The sequence below is a fragment of the Alsobacter sp. genome (assembly GCF_059501845.1).
In genome coordinates this window covers 328216-341932 of record NZ_JCACDK010000018.1, presented here as the reverse complement: position 1 = coordinate 341932, position 13717 = coordinate 328216, and the positions used below count along the sequence as shown (strand labels likewise).

The following is a 13717-nucleotide window of genomic DNA, read 5'->3' as shown; positions in this document are numbered from 1 at the left end:
GCCATGGCGACAGACACCGCTTCTTCCTCGCTCGACCCCGTCCAGCTCTCCGTCATGGCCAACAGGCTGGACGGCATCGTGCGCGAGATGACGAACACGCTGCTGCGGGCGGCGCGCTCGGCGGTGATCTCGTCGGCGCGCGACTTCTCCTGCTGCCTCGTCACCGGCGACGACCAGCTCCTCGCCCCGGCCGAGGGCCTGCCGGTGCACATTTTCGGCTGCCACATCCAGACGGCGAACATGCGCCGCTACCACCAGGGCGACATCCGCCGGGGCGACGCCTACCTCGACAACGATCCCTATGGCGGCAACACCCACCCGGCCGACCACACGTTCATGGTGCCGATCTTTTTCGAGGACGAGCACCTCTTCACGGCCGTCTCGAAGTGCCACATGGCCGACATCGGCAACTCGATCCCGTCGAGCTATTTCGTGCTGGCGCGGGACGTCTACCACGAGGGGGCCATCGTGTTTCCCGGGGTGCGCATCCAGCGCGACTTCAAGAACGTCGAGGACATCGTGCGCATGTGCCGGGCTCGCATCCGCGTCCCCGACCAGTGGTACGGCGACTACCTCGCGGGGCTCGGCAGCGCCCGTGTCGCCGAGCGGCGGCTGGAGGAGTTCTGCGCCAAGTACGGCGTCGCCGCCGTCAAGCAGTTCAGCCGCGACTGGTTCGACTACTCCGAACGCCGGATGATCGACAACATCCGGCGGCTGCCCAGGGCGAAGCTCGTCAACAAGGGGCGGTCAGATCCGCTCGAAGGCATCCTCCCCGGCGGGCTGGAGCTCACCGTGAAGCTGGAGATCGACCCGGACGAGGCGATGATCCACGTCGACCTCTCCGACAACCCGCCCTGCGTCGACGTGGGGCTGAACACCTCCCTGGGGGCCGCGACCTCGGCCGTGGTCGGCGCCATCTTCAACGCGCTGGAGAAGGACCTCCCGCGCAACGCCGGCAGCTTCCGCCGCCTTCGCTTCACCTATGCCGAGGAGAGCGTCGTCGCGGCGCCGAAATTCCCGCATTCCTGCTCGATGGGGACCACCAACGTCTCCGAGCGGCTGGTCAACATCACCCAGTCCGCCTTCGCGCAGCTGGGGGACGGTCATGGCCTGTCGGAGGGCGGCACCGGGCTGGGTGCCGGCATGGCCGTGATCTCCGGCAAGGACAAGCGCCGGGCGGACGCGCCCTACGTCAACCGCATGATGCTCTCGACCAATGGCGGCCCTGCCTCGCCGGGGGCCGATGGCTGGGTGAACTACGCCATTCCCGTCATCGCCGGGCTCATGTACCGCGACAGCGTCGAGGTGGACGAGCTGAAGCACCCGATCCGCGTGCGCAGCCTCGCGCTGGTGCAGGACAGCCCCGGCGCGGGACGTCGGCGTGGAGCCCCGGCCCAGCAGATCGAGATCGAGCCGACCGGCCACCCCGTCACCGCGGTGATCTCCTGCGACGGCCAGCACGCGCCGCCGCGCGGCGTGGTGGGTGGCCTGCCGGGTACGCCGGGGCAGACCTGGCTCGTCGGCGGCCCGGAGGGAGACAGGCGCCTGCCGAATGTCATCCAGGTCGCGATCCAGCCCGGCCATGCGCTGCGCGGCCGCGACTCCTCGGGCGGCGGATACGGCGACCCGCTCGACCGCGAAGTCGCCCGCGTGCTGCATGACGTGCTGGAGGGCTGGGAGAGCCGCGACAAGGCGCGAGACGTCTACGGCGTCGTCTTCACCGGCGAAATCGAGGACGATTCGCTCGCGGTGGACGTCGCTGGGACCGCCGCCCGCAGGGCCGAGCTGCGCGCGGCCCGTCACTCATGAGCGGCCTCGCAGCCGATCCCGGCGGGGTCGAGGCCCTCGCCAGCGCCCTGCGTGAGGGTTCGCTGACCTCGCAGATGCTCGTCCGGCGGTGCCTGGACCGCATTGCCGAGGTGGACGGCGAGGTGCGGGCCTTCATCACGGTGCTTGCCGACGAGGCGCTGACCCAGGCGCGCGAGCGTGACGCCGAGCGCGCGGCGGGAGCGGCCCGTGGGCCGGTGCACGGAATCCCCTTCGCGGTGAAGGACGTGATCGACGTGCAGGGCCTGCCGACGCGCGCTGGCAGCCGCGCGCGCGCCGCGGCGCCGCCGGCCACGGCCGATGCCACGGTCGTGGCGCATCTGCGTGCCGCAGGGGCCGTGCTCCTCGGCAAGGTGCACACCACCGAATTTGCGTATTTCACCGGGCCGCCGCCGACCCGCAACCCGCACGACCTCTCGCGCACCCCCGGCGGATCCTCGGCCGGCTCGGCCGCCGCCGTGGCATCCGGGATGGTGCCGCTCGCCATCGGAACGCAGACGGCGGGCAGCGTGAATCGCCCGGCTGCCTATTGTGGCATCGGCTGCTTCAAGCCCTCGACACTGGGTGTTCCCGGCACCGGGGTCGTGCCGTTCGCACCGAGTTTCGACACGGCAGGCGGCTTTGCTTCGCGCGCCTCGGGTGCGGCACTCGTGGCTGCCGCCTTCGCTCCCGCCCACCTGCGGATGGACGGAACCAGTCCCGGCAGCGATCTCGTCCGCGTGGCGCTGCTGCGCGATCCGCTGATCGAGCGGCTGGCGGAGCGGTGTGTCGCGGCCGCGATGGACGGGCTCGCCGGGCGCTTCCGCGATGCTGGCCTCGCGGTGGAGGAGATCGCCTCGCCCGTGCCGCTCGACGCGCTCCGCGAGGCGCACAGGGTCGTGCTGCTGGCCGAGGTCGGGCGCACCCATCGCGGACTGCCGCGCGACCTCATCGACGCCCGGCTCGCCGCCGACCTCGACGCGGGGCTGGCGATCCCGGACGGGCAATATCACGCGGCCCTTCGCGAGCTCGTCTCCCTCGGCCACGCCTTCTGGCGCGCGCTCGACGGACGCTTCGCCCTGATGCCCGCGGCTACCGGTCCCGCCCCCGCCGGCATGGCGACGGGCGACCCCAGTCTCGTCATCCCCGCGACCGCGCTGGGCGGTCCCATTGCCGGGCTCCCCGCCGGAACTGATCCGGAGACCGGCATGCCGCTCGGCGCCATGCTGATGGCCGCCCCCGGCGAGGACGGAAGGCTCGCGGCGTTCCTGTGGTCAAAGACGGGGCAGGCCCTGGGGCTCTGACGGCGCGACATCTGCCGAAAAGCGCGGGGAACCCTCCCCCGTTCACGGGGGAGGGCAGGGAGGGGGCCGCCGGAGCAGCGAAATCCTGGACGCCTCAGGCCAGCAGGTGAGCGAAGGGCAGCTCCGGCCCGACCGGCACGATGCCGGTGGGGTTGATTGAGCGGATCGAGTAGTACCCCGCCTTGATGTGGCCGATGCTCACCGTCTCGCGCACGCCCGGCCAACGCAGCATGGTCTCTACGAAGCGGCTGAGCGCGGGGTAGTCGGCAATCCTGCGCAGATTGCACTTGAAGGCGCCGACATAGGCCGCGTCGAAGCGGATGAGCGTGACGAAGAGGCGGATGTCGCTCTCCGTCAGCATGTCTCCGAACAGCAGTGCGCGGCCGTCGGAGAGGCGGTCCTCCAGCCAGTCGAGCGTGGCGAACACCTCGGCGAAGGCCTCCTCGTAGGCTTCTTGCGTGGTCGCAAAGCCGGTGCGGTATACGCCGTTGTTGAGGGCGGGATAGATGCGCTCGTTCAGCGCATCGATCTCCCGCCGCAACTCCTGCGGGTAGAGGTCCACCGACCGGTCGGCGAGGTCGCCGAAGCCGTCGTTCAGCATGCGCACGATGTCGGCGGACTCGTTGTTGACGATCGTGTCGCGCTTGCGGTCCCACAGGACGGGAACGGTGGCGCGGCCGGTATGGACGGGATCGGCTCTCGTATAGAGCTCGTGGACATAGGTGGCGCCATGCAGGTGGTCCGGCGTGGCGCCGGGATAATCGCCGAAGCGCCAGCCCCGGTCCGTCAGCACGGGCTCGACGACGGAGACCGAGATCGCGTCCGTCAGCCGCTTCACCGCACGCGCGATGAGCGTCCGTGAGGCCCAGGGGCAGATCAGCGCCACGTAGAGGTGGTAGCGACCCACCTCGGCCGCGAAGCCGCCTTCCCCGGTCGGCCCCGGCCGCCCATCCGGGGTCACCCAGTTGCGGAAGGTGGAGGCCTGGCGCACGAAGCCGCCCTTGGCGTCCTTCGCCTGTACGGGGTGCCAGTCCTCGGTCCAGATGCCGTTCACGAGCATGGCGCCCTCCCGTCCGTTGCGGGTGCAATGCACCCGCGACGGAGAGCCGGCAAGGAAAACGCAGCGGTCGGCGACGGCGCCTCTGCCGGAATCCATTTGCGGTTTCGCACGCCAGAACAATGACGGGGGTCAGACTCTGGTTGTGCCGGATTCGACCGTCTCGCGCCGCAGCTCTGCCCGAGTGCGGGACGGCCCTGTTCCAGGCCTATCCGGCGTCAGTCCTGTCATAGGATCCTGCTGTAGCTCGAGACGAACCGGGCGTCCGAAATGGTGGCGGCACCCGGCTGATTCCGCGGCGCCCTTCCTTGCCCGGCCGGGGCTACTGCATGCGGGACGAGATGCTGGCGGCCGCCTCGCGGCAGGCCGTCTCGCAGCGCCGGCAGGCCTCGGCGCAGACGCGGCAATGTTCGTGCATGCCGGCATGGCGCTCGCATTCCTGCGCGCAGGCCCTGCAGCCTTCGGCGCAAGCCTCGATCGTCATCTTCATCACCGCCTCGTTCGACCCGGTCCGCCGCGTGGCGATGGCGCCGGTGGCGGCGCAGATGTCGGCGCAATCCATGTTGAACCGGATGCACTGGGTGAGCTGGGCCACCATGCTCTCGCCGAGACAGGCGTCGGCGCACGACGTGCAGGTCTGGGCGCAGTCGAAGCACGCCTCGATGCACCGGATCAGGGCATCGTTGGTGTCGCCCTTCACGTGCGGGTGGGTGGCGATCATCTGCTGGGCATGCATGGCGAAATCCTCATCATTCGAAAGGGGAGTGATCCCGCCGGGCCGGGCCCGGCGGGATGGCAGGTGTTCGGTCGTCAGCCGTCAGGCGCGCCCGCGGGCCCGCGTGACCGGCGTCGAGCGGTTGGCCTCGACTGCGGTCGTGCCGCCAGAGGCGGTGCCGGAGGAGAGGCCGGTGTTGTCGGAGCGAAGCTCCTGACGGTCCTCGGCCCGGCGGACGCGGATATTGTTCTGGACGTGCGTGACGCCGGAGATCCGCTCGGCGCAATCCTCGGCCCGGCGCCGGCTCTCGCGGCTGTCGACCATGCCGGTCAGTGTCACCTCGCCGCCGGACACGGCGATCTCGATGTCGGAGGCATCGACCAATGGGTCGTCGGTCAGGCGGTCCGAGACGTCCTCGCGGATACGCTCGTCGGAGCGGGTGTAGCCCTTGGGCCCGCGCCCACGGTGCCGGCCCTCGCTCGCCTCGTCCATCCGGCGCCGGCGCTCGGCGTCCTCGTCGCCGAACCAGGACGAGACCTCGTCGGTCGCCCGGTCCCAGAAGCCGCGGTCATTGCCCTGGTCCCAGCTGCCGCGTCCGCTCTCGCGCCACGACCTGTCGCCGGAATACCGGTCCTGCCCGCCGGAGCTGCCGCCGCGGGCGCCGTAGTCTACGGGGCGCCCCTCGCGCCAGAAGCGTGCGTCGCCGCCCGGCCGCCAGCGGTCCTCGTCGGGGTAGCGGGACGGGCCGTAGTCGCCACTGCCGCGGCCGTATTCGCCGTAGCCCTGGCCGCCGCGCCAGTCGGTGCCGCGCTCGCGTGCCGCGGGATCGCCGCGGCCATAGTCGGGTGACAGTCCGCCCGACCGGTCGCCGCGCCCGGAGCCCTCGCCGTCGCGGTAGAACTCGCCGCCATAGCCTGTGCGGCGGCGGTCCAGCGCGCCACGGCCGCGATCGTCGTCCTCGCCGCGCCCCTGCCGGGGCCTGCGGTCTCCACGCCAGTCTTCGTCATAGCGGGACATGGGTGCCTCCATGGGTAAGGGTAAGGCTGGCGAAACGGCTGCCGAGCCGAACCGTTCCGGAAGGGCCCCGGATCACACCCGCGCCGCCTTTCTCGCGGCTGAGGACGGCGAGGTGTCTGCCTGCCGCGGATGCGCCCTGTCGCGGCGGGGCTGGACGGAACGCCCGGCACGGGCTTTTCTGGGCGGCGAGGAAACCACGCATCCCCGGAGGCAATGCCATGTGGCCGTCCGACAGCCCGCCGCTCCACGTCGCAGACCTGTCCGCAGTGCCGGAGGAGGCGCGGCCCTACTACGAGGCGGCGGCGGGCGGCGGCTTCGTCCTGCGCGACATGCTGGACCACGTCTCGTCCGTCCACACGCCGGAATGCCTGAAGCCCGTCTACCAGATCCGCCAGTACTCGCACCGGCGCACCTCGTTCCTGAAGCGCGAGCTGATGTCTCCGGAGACCCTCGCTCTGCTGCCGTCCTATCCCAACCGGCTGGAGGAGTATCGCCGGCGGCCGGAGGCGGACCAGCTGCACACCGACCTGCTCTATACGCCGCAGGGCGATCTCTACGAGGAGTTCCACGCGCTCTGGCGCGGCCGGGCCGAGGTTCCGGCCGGGGCCTGAAACCTGCCATGCCGTCCGGCTGCTTGAGGGGCGGGGGCCTCTCGCTAGAGTGAGGCCCTGACAGCCAGCGGCATTGCCGCGACCCGGGAGGGCAGCATGAGCGACTATGATCTCGTCATCCGCGGCGGCACCGTCGTCACCGCCGCCGACACCGTGGCCGCGGATGTCGGCATCCGGGGCGGCAAGATCGTCGTGGTCGCCGACAGGCTCACGGGTGGCGCCAGGGAGATCGACGCCGGCGGCATGCTGGTGATGCCGGGTGGCATCGACAGCCACGTCCACCTCGCCCAGCCCGCCTTCGGCGGGCCCGCGATGGCGGACGGCTTCGAGAGCGGCACCCGGTCGGCGATCGCGGGCGGCAACACCACCGTGCTGCCCTTCGCGCTGCAGCCGCGCGGCGCCTCGCTGCGCCAGAGCGTGGTCGACTACCACAAGGAGGCGGACGGCCAGAGCTACTGCGACTACGGCTTCCACCTCATCATCTCCGACCCGTCGTCGAGCGTGCTCGGGCAGGAGCTGCCGGCGCTGGTGGATGACGGCTACACCTCGTTCAAGGTGTTCATGACCTATGACGACCTCGTCCTGAACGACCGCCAGCTGCTCGAGGTGTTCGACTGCGCGCGGGGCTGCGGCGCCCTGGTGATGGTGCATTGCGAGGGCTACGACGCGATCCGCTTCATGACGGAGCGGCTGGAGCGGGCGGGCAAGACGGCGCCCTACTACCATGCCGTGTCGCGCCCCCCCTCCGTCGAGCGCGAGGCGACGCACCGCGCCATCAGCCATGCCGAGCTCACCGACGTGCCGATCATGGTCGTGCACGTCTCCGGCCGGGAGCCGATGGAGCAGATCCGCTGGGCCCAGCAGAAGGGGCTCAAGGTCTATGGCGAGACCTGCCCGCAATACATCGCCCTAACGGCCGCCGACTTGAAGGGCCTCAACATGGACGAGAGCGGCGGCAAGTATGTCTGCTCGCCGCCGCCGCGCGACCCGGCGAACTGGGAGGCGATCTGGGAGGGCATCCGCACCGGCGTGTTCACGACCTTCTCGTCCGACCATTGCCCGTTCTACTTCGAGGGCACGCAGGGCAAGAAGAACCCGAAGGCGCGCACCTCCTTCCGCTGGGTGCCGAACGGCATCCCCGGCATCGAGACGCGCATGCAGATCCTGTTCTCGAAGGGTGTCGGCGAGGGCCGCATCACGCTGAACGAGTTCGTGGCGCTGACCTCGACCAACCACGCCAAGATGTACGGCCTCTATCCCCAGAAGGGCTCGATCGCGCCGGGCTTCGACGCCGACATCGTCATCTGGGATCCCAACCGCAAGGAGACGATCCGCCAGGAGCTGATGCACCACGGTTCCGACTACACGCCCTACGAGGGTATCGCCGTGACCGGCTGGCCGGTGATGACGATCCTGCGGGGCGAGACCGTGATGGAGGAAGGCCGGATCCTGGGGGCCAAGGAGGCGGGCCGGTTCCTCAAGCGCTCTTTGTCGCCCTACGCCGTGCCATCGCGCGGTCCCTGAGGCCGGGGCCTCCCGTTCAGGCCGCGCTGCGCTAGGATGGCCGCGACCGGGTGGCAAGGCCCGGCAGGGGCGGGAGGACACGGACGATGATCGAGCTCTACAGGGCGGCTGCGCGGGATCTGGAGGCCGTCGCGGATCGGCTGGACGAGGGCCAGCTGGAGCGGGCCGTCGAGTCCATCATGGCGGCGCGGCGGATTGCCCTCTACGGCGTAGGGCGGGAGGGGCTGCAGCTGAAGGGCTTCGCCATGCGGCTCTTCCACATCGGGCTCGCCTCGTCCGTGGTCGGCGACATGACGGCGCCTCATCTGGGCGAGGGCGACCTGCTGATCGTCTCGGCCGGGCCGGGCCATTTCTCGACGGTGGAGGCCCTGATGGGGGTGGCGAAGCGCGACGGCGCGCGGACGCTCTGCGTCACTGCCCAGCCCGGCGGGCCCTGCCCGCGCGCGGCCGACCTCGTCATCGCCATTCCCGCGCAGACCATGGCGGATGCGGGACAGCCGCCCTCGACGGTCCTGCCCGGTGGCTCTCTCTACGAGGGCGCGCAGTACATCCTGTTCGAAACGCTGATCATCGCGCTGCGCGACAGGCTCGGCGTCACCCCGGAAAGCATGCGGCACACGCACACCAATCTGGAGTAGACCGGGGCGACAGGCCGCGCCGCCTTGTCCCGGAAGGCCAAGCTTTGGTCTCCGATGGTCAAGCGGAGGCGTGTCCGCGGCCTGCATGATCGGCGAGGCGCGGCCTCCGGCGTCACCTGGGAGCATGCATGGTGGATCGGCCGATGTCCGGCAGCGGGAACGGGCGGCGGGCCGGGTGGGGTGCCGTCGCCGCGGCGCTTGGCTGCGCCATGATGGTCCTCGCCGTCGGCGCCGTGCGCGGCCAGACCGACGCGGGCGGCCCCGCCCCGGCGCCCCCCGTCGCCATCGGGCATCCCGCCGGCTATGCGGGTTCCGCGGCATGCGCTACGTGCCACGCGGCGGAGACTGCCGCCTGGTCCGGGTCGCAGCACCAGAAGGCGATGGAGCCGGCGACGCCGGACACCGTGCTGGGCGATTTCGCCGATGCAAGCTCGGAGCATTTCGGCTCCAAGGCCAGGTTCGTGAAACGCGACGGCCGCTTCGTCGTGGAAACCGAAGGAAAGGACGGCAGGGCGGCTGCCTTTCCCGTCGACTGGACCTTCGGCGTCGCCCCGCTGCAGCAATACCTCACCGCGTTCCCGGATGGGCGCGTCCAGGTGCTGCCCTATGCGTGGGACACGCGCCCCAGGGAGGCTGGCGGGCAGCGCTGGTTCCACCTCTATCCCGGCGAGGCCATCCCGCCCGGCGACGCCCTGCACTGGACCGGGCAGCAGCAGAACTGGAACCACATGTGCGCCGACTGCCATGCCACGGCGGTGCGCAAGGGATACGACGCGGCGAAGGACCGCTTTTCGACGTCCGCGTCGGAACTCGGCGTCGGCTGCGAGAGCTGCCATGGGCCCGGCGCCGGCCATGTCGCCTGGGCGGGCGGCGGGCGGCCCGAGGGTGTGGCGAACAAGGGGTTCGCCAGCGTCGCCGCGAAGCGTCCTGCTCCCGACTGGGCGCCCGATCCGAAGACGGGAAGCCCCGCGCAGGGTGTCGCGCGCGTTCCCGGCGACGAGGTCGAGACCTGTGCGTCCTGCCATGCCAGGCGCGGGTCGCTCGCCGAGGTGCCCTTGCCCGGGCACCCCCTGACGGATTTCTACCGGCCGGCCCTGCTCACCCCCGACCTGTTCGAGGACGACGGCCAGATGAAGGACGAGGTGTTCAACGACGCCTCGTTCCGGCAGAGCAGGATGTATGCGAAGGGCGTCGTGTGCAGCGACTGCCACGATCCGCATTCCGCGCGGCTCAAGGCTGACGGCGCGCAGGTCTGCGCGCAGTGCCATGCGCCGCAGACATTCGCCTCCGTGGCCCATACCGGCCATCCCGAAGGACCCGGTCAGCCGGACTGCGTCTCCTGCCACATGCCTGCGCGCACCTACATGGTCGTCGATCGCCGCCACGACCACTCGTTCCGCATCCCGCGGCCGGATCTCTCGGTGAAGCTCGGCACGCCGAATGCCTGCACCGACTGCCATTCCGACAAGCCGGTATCCTGGGCCGCCGCGGCCGTGGAGCGCTGGCACGGACCCGGGCGCAAGGGCTTCCAGACCTGGGGCGAGGCCTTCCACGCTGCGCGCACCGGCCAGCCGGAGGCCCGTGACGCGTTGCTGGCGGTCGCCGGCGGGACGGCGGTGCCGGCGGTCGCGCGGGCCACCGCGCTGCAGATGCTGCAGGAACGCCCCTCGGCGGCCGTGGCGGAAACGGCGCGCAAGGCGCTCGCGGATCCCGACCCGATGGTCCGGGTCGCCGCGCTGGGCGGTCTCGCCACGCTGCCCGCCCCGCAGCGCTGGCAGCTGGGCTCGCCACTGCTGTCGGATCCCGTGCTCGCGGTGCGGCTCGAGGCCGTGACCCAGCTTGCCGAAGGACCCCCGCCGGGGACGCCGGAGCCGGCACGCGCCGCCTTCGACAAGGCCGCCGCCGAGTATCTCGCCTCCGAGCAGCTGAACGCCGACCGTGCGGAGAACCGGGCCAACCTCGCGCATTTCCACATCAGGCAGGGCCGTCCGGCCGAGGCCGAAGGCGAATACCTCGCAGCCATGAAGCTGACCCCCTCGGTGGCTCCGCGTGTCGACCTGGCCGACCTCTACCGCGCAACCGGCCGCGAAAAGGACGCCGAGCTGCTGCTGCGCCAGACGATCTCCATCGACCCCACGGCCGCCGCGCCGCGTCACGCGCTGGGCCTCTCGCTGATCCGCCAGAAGCGCTATCCGGAAGCGATCGAGGCCCTGGCCGACGCCGTGCGGCTGGCACCCGGCGAGCCGCGCTACGCCTATGTCTACGCCGTAGCGCTGCAGTCGACTGGCCGTCCGGCGGAGGCCGCGAAGGCCGCCGGGACGGCGCTGTCTGCCAATCCGTCGGATCCGCAGCTCATGGGCCTCGTGCTCAAGGATGCGCTGCAGCGGCGCGATCTCGCCGGAGCGCTCGGTTATGCCGAGCGCCTGGCCGTGCTGCTGCCGGACGATGCGTCGATTGCGGGCCTCGTGGCGCAACTTCGGGCAGCGACGGGCAGGGCCGCGCCCTGACCCTAGCCGGCCGCCCGCCCATGCCGGCGCATCCAGGCTTTCGCGTAGGCACACAGCGGGACGATGTCCTCGCCGCTCTCGCCGGCGAGGGCGACGATGCCCGCCATCAGCCGGCTGGCCGCTCCGGTGCCGCGCAGGGGTAGCGCAGCCTCGACATGGGTGATCAGCAGCCGGCCGTCGCGGCGCCTGTAGTCGGCAAAGACGAGCTGCCCGCCGATGTCCAGCTCGAAGCGGCTTCTCTCAGCCGCGTCCCTGACCGTGACGTCCATCCCGCTCTCCCGCTCCCGAGGTGCCCGGCCCCCCGTCCCGCGTCCTGGAACTGCTCACGACACGCGTCGTTCCGGTCAGCCCTGACATATGTTGGCCCGACACTTGTATGCAGGGCAGGTGACGGGCAGGCCGGGGGTGACGGGTGGTTCGGCCGGGGGGCGGGAAGGTGAGGGCAGGGGCAGCGCGGGGTTCATCCCGGGGCGAGATGCTCCTGGATGAAGTTGCCTGCCGTGAGCACGTCGCTGCGGATGGCCTCCCGCGCTCCGGCAGGGTCGCCGCCGCGAATCGCCACCAGGGCGGCCCGGTGGTAGTCGGTCAGGTCGCGGACGAGCGCGATATCCTTGAACAGGAGGCGCAGCGACGGGCCGGCCTGCAGCCACAGCGCCCGGATATGTCGGTCGAGAAGCGGCGAGCGCGCGGCCGCGTAGAGCGCGAAGTGGAATTCCTCGTTGGCGGCGAGATAGGCCTCCGTGTCCTGCGCGTCGATGGCGGCGAGCGCACGCCGGTTCGCATCCTCCATGCGGGTCAGCTCTTCCGGCGTCGCCTGCCCGGCCGCCTTTTCCGCGGCGAGTCCCTCCAGCGCGGCCCGAACCTCGCGGATCTCGGCGAATTGTTCGCGCTTCAGTTCCGGCACGCGGAAGAAGCGGTTCGGCTCGGCGAGGAGAGCTCCTTCGGCGGCCAGCATCTGCAGGGCCTCGCGGACCGGCGTGGCGCTGACGCCGAGCGCGGCTGCGAGTCCGCGCACAGTCAGGGACTGCCCGGGCCGGAACCGGCCGCCGGCAATGGCGCGGCGCAGCTCGTCATAGACCCTGAGCCGCAGCGTCTCGCGGCTGATGGGGGTGACGATCTCGGCGACCCCGCCGGCCTGTGGCACGACGCTCATAAGCGCGCTCCCGCCCGGCCCCGGCGTGCCGCGACAGCGAAGGCCGGCACCCCGCTGGATGGTGCTGATTGATGTCTGCCGGTCATCGTTCCGGCCTCCCGTTACATGGCGACACATGGCGCTTGCATGACTGATGCATGTGATATCATTCTTGTCACGGGGTGTCCCGGCGGAGCACTTCCTGGTCGGCCCGCCATCATGCCGCAGTCGCGGCTCCCGCTGTCCGCAACGGCGGCGGATGGGCCAGAACCGTCCAAAATCTGCCTTGGGAGAGGGATGTCATGACACTCAAGAGCCTGGCTTTTGCCGCCACATGCATGACGGCGCTCGTCGCCGGTTCAGCAGCCTCCGCGGAAGACAAGTGGTGGCCCCTGGATGTCGTCGACATGTCCAGCGGCAAGCCCGTCCCGGCCAAATACGAGCCGGTCGACAAGGCGTCCAAGCCCTACAAGATCTGCGTGCTGTTCCCGCACATGAAGGACAGCTTCTGGGTCGCCGTCGCCTACGGCATCGTGAAGGAGTCCGAGCGGCTCGGCATCAACATGAACCTGTTCGAGGCCGGCGGTTACGAGAACCTGCCCCGCCAGCTCTCGCAGTTCGACGACTGCCTCGCCGGCGGCTACGACGCCATCGTCGTGGGCCCGATCTCCGAGGCCGGCCTCGCCCAGAAGTTTGCCGAGGCGAAGAAGCGCGGCGTTCCCGTGATCGGCAGCGTCAACCCGATCTCCACCGCTTCCTCGCTCCCGGCGATGATCTATGTCGACTTCAAGCAGATGGGCGCGATGACGGGCAAGGCGCTCGTCGACAACATCGGTGACAAGAAGGCGAACGTCGTCACTTTCCCCGGGCCGGCCGGTTCCGGCTGGGCCGAGTCCTTCAACGACGGCTTCAAAGGCGCGCTGGGCGGCAAGGCCAACGTCAAGGTTCTGGGCGAGAAGTTCGGCGACTCCGGCGTCGCAGTGCAGCTCCAGCTGCTGCAGGACGCGCTGCAGGCCTATCCCGACATGAACGTCATCTGGGGCACCGCGCCGACGGCGGAAGCCGCGATCGGCGCCGTGCAGGAAGCCGGCAAGCAGGGCGAGATGATGATCATGTCGTCTTATGAGAACCAGGCCATGCTCGACGCGCTGAACCGCGGCGACATCATGGGCTTTGCCACGCAGTATCCGGTGGCCGAGGGCCGCATCTCCATGGACCAGGCGGTTCGCATCCTCGACAAGAAGCCGGTGATGACCTTCGCCCAGCCGGTGCCGGACGTGGTTCTGAAGAGCACCGCGGGCAAGCTCAACATGGGCCTGATCCTCGCGCCGGCCGATTGGAAGCCGGTCTACAGCGTGACGAAGTAGGCTCCGGCTCTACGGCAGGAGTGATGGTCCAGGTGACCT

At 70.4% G+C, this 13717-nt stretch carries 12 protein-coding genes; 7 read left to right on the top strand and 5 right to left on the bottom strand.

Features of this window, described 5'->3' with window-relative positions:
* The first annotated feature begins 3 nt into the window (after positions 1–3).
* Together AC5JCN_RS16440 and AC5JCN_RS16435 are read left to right on the top strand one after the other, a co-directional pair.
* Positions 4–1809: a hydantoinase B/oxoprolinase family protein gene (locus tag AC5JCN_RS16440; RefSeq protein ID WP_495756164.1), complete on the top strand. Its 1806-nt coding sequence runs from the start codon at positions 4–6 to the stop codon at positions 1807–1809.
* Entirely contained in the window at positions 1806–3110 is a 1305-nt protein-coding gene (locus AC5JCN_RS16435; RefSeq protein ID WP_495756163.1) for an amidase, read from the top strand. Before AC5JCN_RS16440 ends, AC5JCN_RS16435 begins: the two co-directional genes overlap by 4 nt.
* Positions 3111–3204: 94 nt before the next feature.
* On the opposite strand, the gene AC5JCN_RS16430 is transcribed toward AC5JCN_RS16435, so the two are convergent.
* The 3 genes from AC5JCN_RS16430 to AC5JCN_RS16420 all read right to left on the bottom strand — a co-directional run bounded on the left by AC5JCN_RS16430 (position 3205) and on the right by AC5JCN_RS16420 (position 5899).
* Positions 3205–4170, bottom strand: coding sequence for a glutathione S-transferase family protein (locus AC5JCN_RS16430; protein ID WP_495756162.1), 966 nt, complete (start codon positions 4168–4170; stop codon positions 3205–3207).
* Between the two features lie 319 nt (positions 4171–4489).
* The gene (locus AC5JCN_RS16425) at positions 4490–4903 is read right to left on the bottom strand and encodes a four-helix bundle copper-binding protein (protein WP_495756161.1); all 414 of its coding nucleotides are present in this window, start codon (positions 4901–4903) and stop codon (positions 4490–4492) included.
* Positions 4904–4984: 81 nt separating this feature from the next.
* Entirely contained in the window at positions 4985–5899 is a 915-nt protein-coding gene (locus tag AC5JCN_RS16420) for a BON domain-containing protein (protein ID WP_495756160.1), read from the bottom strand.
* Between the two features lie 218 nt (positions 5900–6117).
* Here AC5JCN_RS16420 and AC5JCN_RS16415 point away from each other — a divergent pair, with 218 nt between their 5' ends.
* The 4 genes from AC5JCN_RS16415 to AC5JCN_RS16400 all read left to right on the top strand — a co-directional run bounded on the left by AC5JCN_RS16415 (position 6118) and on the right by AC5JCN_RS16400 (position 11179).
* Positions 6118–6510, top strand: a complete 393-nt coding sequence (locus tag AC5JCN_RS16415) for a hypothetical protein (protein WP_495756159.1) — start codon at positions 6118–6120, stop codon at positions 6508–6510.
* 96 nt (positions 6511–6606) lie between these two features.
* Positions 6607–8034 (top strand): dihydropyrimidinase, encoded by a 1428-nt coding sequence (gene hydA / locus AC5JCN_RS16410; protein WP_495756158.1) that lies wholly within the window; start codon positions 6607–6609, stop codon positions 8032–8034.
* 86 nt (positions 8035–8120) lie between these two features.
* On the top strand, positions 8121–8672 hold the full coding sequence (locus AC5JCN_RS16405) for an SIS domain-containing protein (RefSeq protein ID WP_495756157.1): 552 nt from the start codon (positions 8121–8123) through the stop codon (positions 8670–8672).
* Positions 8673–8815: 143 nt separating this feature from the next.
* Positions 8816–11179 (top strand): cytochrome c3 family protein, encoded by a 2364-nt coding sequence (locus AC5JCN_RS16400; protein ID WP_495756156.1) that lies wholly within the window; start codon positions 8816–8818, stop codon positions 11177–11179.
* Positions 11180–11181: 2 nt separating this feature from the next.
* Here the strand turns inward: AC5JCN_RS16400 and AC5JCN_RS16395 are convergent, their stop codons facing one another.
* Positions 11182–11448, bottom strand: a complete 267-nt coding sequence (locus AC5JCN_RS16395; RefSeq protein WP_495756155.1) for a GNAT family N-acetyltransferase — start codon at positions 11446–11448, stop codon at positions 11182–11184.
* Positions 11449–11639: 191 nt separating this feature from the next.
* Positions 11640–12332 carry a GntR family transcriptional regulator gene (locus tag AC5JCN_RS16390; RefSeq protein ID WP_495756154.1) on the bottom strand — a complete coding sequence of 231 codons (693 nt, stop codon included), beginning with the start codon at positions 12330–12332 and terminating at the stop codon, positions 11640–11642.
* 281 nt (positions 12333–12613) lie between these two features.
* On the opposite strand from AC5JCN_RS16390, the gene torT reads away from it, so the two are divergent.
* The gene (gene torT / locus AC5JCN_RS16385; protein WP_495756153.1) at positions 12614–13678 is read left to right on the top strand and encodes a TMAO reductase system periplasmic protein TorT; all 1065 of its coding nucleotides are present in this window, start codon (positions 12614–12616) and stop codon (positions 13676–13678) included.
* Positions 13679–13717 lie beyond the last annotated feature (39 nt).